7 protein-coding genes are annotated in these 7099 nt (G+C 72.3%); 1 reads left to right on the top strand and 6 read right to left on the bottom strand.

Annotated features, from left to right (window positions below):
• Positions 1 to 181 precede the first annotated feature (181 nt).
• The 4 genes from fxsA to ACFUJR_RS29885 form a co-directional block, all read right to left on the bottom strand.
• Positions 182 to 775 (bottom strand): FxsA family membrane protein, encoded by a 594-nt coding sequence (gene fxsA, locus ACFUJR_RS29900; protein ID WP_383172561.1) that lies wholly within the window; start codon positions 773 to 775, stop codon positions 182 to 184.
• A gap of 69 nt (positions 776 to 844) precedes the next feature.
• Positions 845 to 1624, bottom strand: a complete 780-nt coding sequence (locus ACFUJR_RS29895) for a polyprenol monophosphomannose synthase (RefSeq protein ID WP_383172560.1) — start codon at positions 1622 to 1624, stop codon at positions 845 to 847.
• Between the two features lie 451 nt (positions 1625 to 2075).
• Positions 2076 to 3698: an amidohydrolase gene (locus ACFUJR_RS29890; protein ID WP_383172558.1), complete on the bottom strand. Its 1623-nt coding sequence runs from the start codon at positions 3696 to 3698 to the stop codon at positions 2076 to 2078.
• A 10-nt stretch (positions 3699 to 3708) separates the two neighbouring features.
• Positions 3709 to 4149 (bottom strand): Lrp/AsnC family transcriptional regulator, encoded by a 441-nt coding sequence (locus ACFUJR_RS29885; RefSeq protein ID WP_383172557.1) that lies wholly within the window; start codon positions 4147 to 4149, stop codon positions 3709 to 3711.
• Positions 4150 to 4376: 227 nt separating this feature from the next.
• On the opposite strand from ACFUJR_RS29885, the gene ACFUJR_RS29880 reads away from it, so the two are divergent.
• A complete protein-coding gene (locus ACFUJR_RS29880; protein ID WP_383172555.1) occupies positions 4377 to 4745 on the top strand; it encodes a hypothetical protein in 369 nt (122 codons plus the stop codon).
• Positions 4746 to 4751: 6 nt separating this feature from the next.
• On the opposite strand, the gene ACFUJR_RS29875 is transcribed toward ACFUJR_RS29880, so the two are convergent.
• Together ACFUJR_RS29875 and ACFUJR_RS29870 are read right to left on the bottom strand one after the other, a co-directional pair.
• On the bottom strand, positions 4752 to 5852 hold the full coding sequence (locus ACFUJR_RS29875; RefSeq protein WP_383172554.1) for a phosphotransferase family protein: 1101 nt from the start codon (positions 5850 to 5852) through the stop codon (positions 4752 to 4754).
• A gap of 39 nt (positions 5853 to 5891) precedes the next feature.
• The gene (locus ACFUJR_RS29870) at positions 5892 to 7013 is read right to left on the bottom strand and encodes a hypothetical protein (protein WP_383172553.1); all 1122 of its coding nucleotides are present in this window, start codon (positions 7011 to 7013) and stop codon (positions 5892 to 5894) included.
• Positions 7014 to 7099: the final 86 nt, after the last annotated feature.

Below are 7099 nucleotides of genomic sequence, written 5' to 3'. Positions count from 1 at the left end.
TCCGCCCCCCTCTTGTTTCTTCGCCCCCCTTGTTTTTGACCGGGCCCCGCGGCGTTGTCGTACGTCCGGCAGGCACTGCATGCCGGCGGGCGAGCCCGGCCGGGCCGTCTCGCGGAAGACCTCCCCGGCCCGCCGGGGCACGGCTTCCGGGGCCGGGGTCGGAGTCACCGGGCAGGCGGCGTCACGGCGTCAGCGGCGGACGGGGCTCCTGGGCCCGCCGGGGGCCCTGGGGGGCGTCGTCGCGGATGACCTCGCCCTGCACGACCTTTCCGTCGGGCCGGTGCATCCTGGCCTGCTGGAAGGCGTCCTGGAGGCTGCCCGGCGGAGCGGCGCTCATCCTGCGCTCGGCGACCCTGTCGGCGTACCTGCCGAGGAGGGAGCGGACCGGCGGCACGAGCAGCAGCAGACCGACCGCGTCGGAGACCAGGCCGGGGATCATCAGGAGCAGACCGCCGAGCATGAGGAAGCCGTTGCGGTCGCCCGCACCGACGCGCTCGGCACCGGTCGGCGGGACACCGGTCTGCGCGGCCGCCTGGGCCTGCTGGAAGGTCTCGGTGAGGTTCCTGAAGGCGCGGCGACCGGCCCGCTTGATCACCACGGCGCCGAGAACGGCTCCGCCGGCCAGCAGGCCGAAGACGGCGAGCCCGCCGACGGCGTCCGCCACCGCGATGAGCAGCCAGATCTCGAGGACAAGCCAGGCGGCGAGGGCCAGGGGGAGAAACGTACGCGCGCGTGAGCGCTTGGGGGCGAGAGGGGGCGTGGCGCCGGTCGTCATGCCCCCCAGTGTGCCTGGCGCGTCGCAGGAACGTCGTAAAGGGGAGGGATCAGCCCCGACCGGCGGCCCTCAGCCCGCGGACCGGCGGCCGAGCAGCTTGCCCACCTTGTTCGCACGGGCCGTCAGACCCCAGCCGGTGACCCGCCACAGGGCCTCGACGACGATGTTGCGGCTCATCTTCGAGTCGCCGATCTCGCGCTCCACGAAGGTGATCGGGACCTCGACGACATGGAAGCCGGCGGCGACGGCGCGACGGGCCAGGTCGACCTGGAAGCAGTAGCCGGCCGAGGCCACGTCCTCCAGGCCAAGGCCTTCCAGGGTCTCCTTGCGGAAGGCCCGGTAGCCGCCGGTGACGTCGCGGATCGGGACGTCGAGCATGACGCGCGAGTAGAGGCTGCCGCCGCGGGAGATGAACTCGCGGGACTTGGGCCAGTTCACGATGCGGCCGCCGGGGACCCAGCGGGAGCCGAGCACGAGGTCGGCGCCCTTGAGCGCGGTCAGCAGCCGGGGCAGCTCCTCGGGCTGGTGCGAGCCGTCGGCGTCCATCTCGACGAGGACGCCGTAGCCGTGCTCGATGCCCCAGCGGAAGCCGGCGAGGTACGCGGCGCCGAGCCCCTCCTTGCCCTTGCGGTGCAGGACGTGGACGTGGTCGTCCTCGGCGGCGAGCTCGTCGGCGAACTTGCCCGTGCCGTCGGGGCTGTTGTCGTCGGCGACGAGGACGTGCGCCTCCGGTACGGCCGCCCGTACGCGCGAGACGATCGGCTTGATGTTCTCCGCCTCGTTGTAGGTCGGAATGATCACCAAGGCTCTGCCGAGCGGGCCGTAACGCCTCTGGCCACCGTCGTTCACTGCTGCCCCTTCGGATACATACGCGAACCCCCACCATAGCGAGCCCCGCGCGCGACTCCGCCGCGGCGGGGCTGATTGGGGGCGGGACCTCGCGCAGGACGCCGCGCATGGCGTGCGGATCGGGGCCCGGCGCCCTTCGGGCCGACCTGGAACCCGCTGGCTGCGGGTCGACCGAGAGCCGTTGTCTACTGAACGTCCGGGCCCCACCCGGGTCGCACCTTCCGCCGGGAAAAACCTTCCCTCGCCCCCGAGGCACGGGCGCGGAACCTGAGGTTTGGAACCGGTCGGACGTCCTGTGGTGGACGCGGGAGAACCTACCCGCCCCTGGAGGCTCGCTGTCAATACCCGCTTGACCTGCGGAGATGACCGATACTGCCAGGTCAGTGAGGAAGATCCGCAGGTCGTCGGCGAGCCCGTTGATCATCGATCGGCGGTACGGAATGTCCCGACGTCACCCGTTCAGTCGGTCGAAGACCGTTTGTCCGAGCACCACCGTGCGCAGGCAGACCGGAAGGTCGCCGCCTGGGGTCAGATCGGGCAGACCGGGCGTTCCCGAGCGGGGGTCGGTCGACCAGCGGGCCACCCGGTCGTCCGGGGCCTGGACGACGAGTTCCTCGGCGCGCCAGATCGCGTAGTCGGCCGGGGCGCCGGGGACGAGCGTGCCGGCGTCGTCGCGCCCGACGGCCCGCCAGCCGCCCCGCGTGTGGGCGGTGAAGGCGGCACGGACGGAGATCCGGTGCTCGGGGGTGCGGTGGAAGGCGGCGGCGCGGACGGTGCCCCAGGGGTCCAGCGGGGTGACCGGGCTGTCCGAGCCGAAGGCCAGCGGGACGCCGGCGCGGAGCAGGGCGGCGTACGGGTTGAGGGTGCGGGCGCGCTCGGCGCCGAGGCGGTCGGCGTACATGCCGTCCTCACCGCCCCAGGCCGCGTCGAACGCCGGCTGGACGGAGGCGGTCAGCCCGAGTTCGGCGAAGGCGGCGATCGTCTCGGGGGTGAGCATCTCGGCGTGCTCGACGCGATGGCGCGCGGCACGGATCCGGGCGAGGCCCAGCTTCTCCGAGGCGGCCCGGACGCCGTCGACCACCGCCGTGACGGCCGCGTCGCCGATGGCGTGGAAGCCGGCCTGAAGGCCCGCTTCGGTGGCGGCGACGACATGGGCGGCGACGGTGGCGGCGTCGAGGTGGGAGACGCCGTTGTGGCCGGCGTCCGCGTACGCGTCGTGGAGGCAGGCGGTGTGGGATCCGAGCGAGCCGTCGGCGAAGAGGTCACCGGCCGCGCCGACGGCGCCGAGGGCGCGGGCCCGCTCGACGTCGAGGTCGGCCCAGTAGCCGACGACGCGTGGACCGGCCTCCTCGCGGGCGAGGTCGAGCAAGCCGGTGAAGTCGTCCTCGGAGGAGATCTCCGGTCCGCCGCACTCGTGCAGGGTGCCGATGCCGAGGGAGGCGGCGTGCCGACGGGCCTCGCGCTGGGCCTCGGAGCGCTGCCGGGGCGAGAGGGCCGCGTCGGCGGCGGCGCGGACGGCGTGGTGGGCACCGCCGGTCAGCGGCTCGCCGTCGCGGAAGCCGGTGAGGTCGCGGATGCCGGGGACGAGGTCGAGCAGGGCCGTGGTGACGACGGCGGAGTGGACGTCGGTCCGCGTGAGGTAGAGCGGACGGCCGCCGGTCAGTTCGTCGAGTTCGTCGCGGCGCGGCGCCCGGCGCTCCGGCCAGCGCGCGGCGTCCCAGCCGTGCCCGATGAGGATGCGGTCGGCTGGGCGGGCGGCGGCATGGCCCCGGATCAGCTCCGCCGCCTCGGCGAGCGAGGCGGCGGAGGTCAGGTCGAGGCCGGTCAGCGCGAGACCGGTCGCCGTGGTGTGGACGTGGGCGTCGACGAACGCGGGGGTGACGAGCGCGCCTTCGAGGTCGACGACCTCGTCCACGCCGGAGGCGAAGGCGTCGGCCGCTCCCTCGGAGCCCACCCAGGCGACGTGTCCCCGTTCGACCACCATGGCGGTGGCGAACGGGTCGGCGGGGCTGTGGACGTCTCCACCACGCAGCAGGACGGTGCGGTGCTCGCTGTCGTTACGGGTCTCGCTCATGGTGACCAGGCTAGATGCGCGGGGGCCTGGCTTCGTACGGGGTCGACAGGACGACCGTGGTCCGGCTGGAGACGCCCGCCTGGGTGCGGATGCGGGTGAGCAGGTGTTCCAGCTCCAGCGGGGTCGCGACGCGCACCTTGAGGATGTAGTTCTCCTCGCCCGCGACGCTGTGGCAGGCCTCGATCTCCGGGATGTCGGCGAGCCGGTCCGGGGTGTCGTCGGGCGCGCTGGGGTCGAAGGGTTTGACCGAGATGAAGGCGGTCAACGGCAGTCCGACGGCCTCCGGGTCGACGACGGCGGCGTAGCCGCGGATGACCCCACGCTGCTCCAGGCGGCGGACGCGCTGATGTACGGCCGAGGTGGACAGGCCGGTGGCCTTGCCCAGGTCGGTGTAGCTCATGCGCCCGTCCCCGACGAGCAACTCGACGATCTGACGATCCAGCTCCTCCATGCGGTCAACCTATTGCCCCGGGAGACCATCGGCACAGCCGGGGGCACTGTCGCTATAGACGCCTATGGGCATCCGCGAGGCACCTGCGAGAGGCATGTGACGAACGCCACAGGGTTGTGGGCAGCTCGATCGAGACCTCACGGTTATGCGGGTGGCCGTATGGGAATTGCTTGCTGTGGTCGAGGCCATACGTACTTCGGTCGACCCACCCGAGGGGGAGATTCACCATGCAGGAGCCTGTCGATTCGGTCGAGACGACCGACGAGCTCGACGCCTACGACACCTTCGAGATGTACCGGGTGATCTGCCCGGACTGCGTCCAGCCGATCGCGCTGCTCGCGGACGAGGTCGTGCTGCCGGAGCACGCGCTGTGCCCGACGCCGTGGAACCCGTTCGTGCTGACGGTCTGCCCCGGGACCGGCCGTGCCGCGTCGGACGCGCGCCCCGCGGACGAGACGCTGGAGGTCCAGGAGCAGGACACCGCACTCCTGCTGACGCTGCCTCAGGGTCTCGACTGGCGGACGCAGCCCTTCTCGCACGTCGGCGGTCCGGGCTCGCGTCCGATCAAGGTGCCGCAGATGCGGCGCGCGGCGTAACGACGCCTACCAGTAGCTTCCCCGCACCATCGCCGAGAGCGTGGCGTGGTGCAGGATCAGACTGTCGGCGTCCTCGGCGGTCCCCGGTACCTGTACCTCTCCGAAGTGCGCCTGGCGGTACGCGACCCTGAGCATCACGATCGCGTGCCGCAGCGCCGCGTAGAGGGTGTGGAACTCCATCGCGCGCGGCGTGTGTCCGGTGAGGTCCGCGTACCGCCGTTCGACCGCGTCGCGGCGGAGGAACCCGGGCAGTCCCGGCTGACCGAAACCGACGGTCAGGTCCTGGAAGAAGCGGTGCAGGTAGACGGTCCAGCCGAGGTCGACCTCGCGCGGGGCGTAGCCGGCCATCTCCCAGTCGAGCACGGCCGCGGGCTCGAATCCGTCGTAGACGATGTTCCCGATGCGTGCGTCGCCCCAGTTCAGGACGGCGGGACCCTCGTCGGCGGGCCAGTGCGCGTCCAGCCAGTCGAAGGCCGACTCGATGAGCGGGGACGGCGCGAGTCCCTTCACGACCCAGGCGTAGTAGGCGCGTTGGGCGTCGACATGGCGCCGCAGCGGGCTTCCCGTCCCCTCCGGGAGCAGGAACTCCGCCTCCTTCGCCGGGAACTGGTCGTGCAGCCTGGCCAGGACGGAGACGGACGCGGCCTCCAGGTGGGCACGTTCGGCGTCGGTGGCGGAGTGCAGCCAGTTCCCCTCGTACGTGTAGGGCATGACGTCCGGTGGGACGCGGCCCTCGGCGCGGGCCATCACGAAGAACGGGGCGCCGAGCGGCGCCGGATCGCTCTCCAGCCAGAGGACACGCGGGACGGGGATGTCGGTGTACTCCCCGACCAGGCGCATCACCCGGTGCTGCCGCTCCATGTCGTAGACAGGGAAGATCGTGTACGCGGCGGGGTCGGCGGCCAGCCGCAGGGCGCAGCCCCGGACCGGGGCTTCGGGGTGCTCGATGTCGAAGAGCAGGGTCTCGCTGGACATGCCGTTGGATCCGGGCACGGCGAGTCCGGTGACCTGGGCCCCCGGCAGGCGGTGGTCGAGCCAGCCGGTGAGCCGGCGGCCCAGCTCCTCGGGGTCACGGGTGGTGGTGCGCGGGCGGGGGGCGGTCGCCATGGACGCTCCTCTTCTTGTCTGCGGCTCGGTTCGCCTTGGTCAGTCGGCCGTGGAGGTGTGGTCGGCGAAGCCGCTGGGGTCGTGACGGCCGAAGGAACCGTGCTCGAAGATCCCGTAGCCGGTACGTCCTCCGAGCGTGAAGCGGGCCGCGTGGTCGGTGACGCCGAACGCGGCCATGGGGTGCGCCGCCGGGTCGGAGAGGTCGTAGGCCCTGCGGTCGGTCCAGTCGTGGCCCTGCCAGGTGCCGTGCTGCCAGTCGGCGGCGGGCGGGTAGCCGGCGCCCACGGCGAGCGGGGAGGAGGCCAGGATCTCGACGTCGACCTCCAGGGGCTTGCCGGCCGGGTCGGTGAGATGGACGACGGCCCGCTCCGGGTGGCGGGTGCCCCTGCGGTAGGTGATGTCGGTGCGCGGCCAGCCGAGTTGGACGTCGCGCCGCCCGTCCCGTACGAGCAGGGCCTCGCTGAGGGTGCGGTAGCCGTCGGCGTCCTCCTGGGCGATGACCATGAGGAAGCGGTCGTCGAAGCGCATGGGTATCCAGAGCCAGTGGAAGCCCTCGGGCCGGAACTCGTCGGCGCGACCGGCTTCCTCCCCCGGAATCGGCCGTACGCCCCAGCTGCGGTCGCGGGTGCCTGTCCACTCCCCCTCGGTGACGGTGAACTCCTCGCCGCCGGCCCGGATGGTGCCCGTGCAGTGGCCGGCCTGGACGAAGCGGCGCCCTTCCAGGGTGAGCCGGTCGCCACGGCGCTGGGTGTGGTGCGGTTCCCAGACGGCCGGGAAGTCGCCGGTCCAGGTCAGGTCGAAGGAGAGGCCCTCGGGATCGTCCGGGTCGGCGTCGCAGCGCAGGGTGAGCGTCTTCAGCGGTTCGTCGACGGTGATGCGGAGCGGGCCGACCGCGAGGTTCATCCGGTCGTCGCCGAGCGCGTCGGAGGCCCGGACGGCGTGGAGCCTGTCGCCGACGCGGAGGGTGGCGTAGGCGTCGACGACCCCGGTGTTGGGGTAGACGCCGAGCCCGGCGATGAGCAGGGCGCGCCCCTGGTGGTCGAAGACGTGGAAGATGCATCGGTCGTAGACGTTGCGGTCGCCGCTGACGTGGTGCTTCATCGAGAGCGGCGCCTGGTGCACGGGGTACTCGTCGAGCGCGACGGGCCGGTCTTCTGACACGTGTGACCTCCTGGTCGGCAGCGAGATCTGACGGTAAGTCAGAAGACCTTCCGGGAGCCAGAGCCGTGCGGTGACGGATCGAACGG

This window comes from Streptomyces sp. NPDC057271 (assembly GCF_042668715.1).
Lineage (GTDB): Bacteria > Actinomycetota > Actinomycetes > Streptomycetales > Streptomycetaceae > Streptomyces.
Note: the sequence above shows the minus strand (reverse complement) of the source record. Positions and strands in the feature narration are given on the sequence as shown.

Excerpts from the sequence above, each read along its gene's own strand:
- fxsA (WP_383172561.1), bottom strand. The coding sequence starts at position 775 with ATGACGACCGGCGCCACGCCCCCTCTCGCCCCCAAGCGCTCACGCGCG.
- ACFUJR_RS29890 (WP_383172558.1), bottom strand. The coding sequence starts at position 3,698 with ATGAGCGAGACCCGTAACGACAGCGAGCACCGCACCGTCCTGCTGCGT.
- ACFUJR_RS29885 (WP_383172557.1), bottom strand. The coding sequence starts at position 4,149 with ATGGAGGAGCTGGATCGTCAGATCGTCGAGTTGCTCGTCGGGGACGGG.
- ACFUJR_RS29880 (WP_383172555.1), top strand. The coding sequence starts at position 4,377 with ATGCAGGAGCCTGTCGATTCGGTCGAGACGACCGACGAGCTCGACGCC.
- ACFUJR_RS29875 (WP_383172554.1), bottom strand. The coding sequence starts at position 5,852 with ATGGCGACCGCCCCCCGCCCGCGCACCACCACCCGTGACCCCGAGGAG.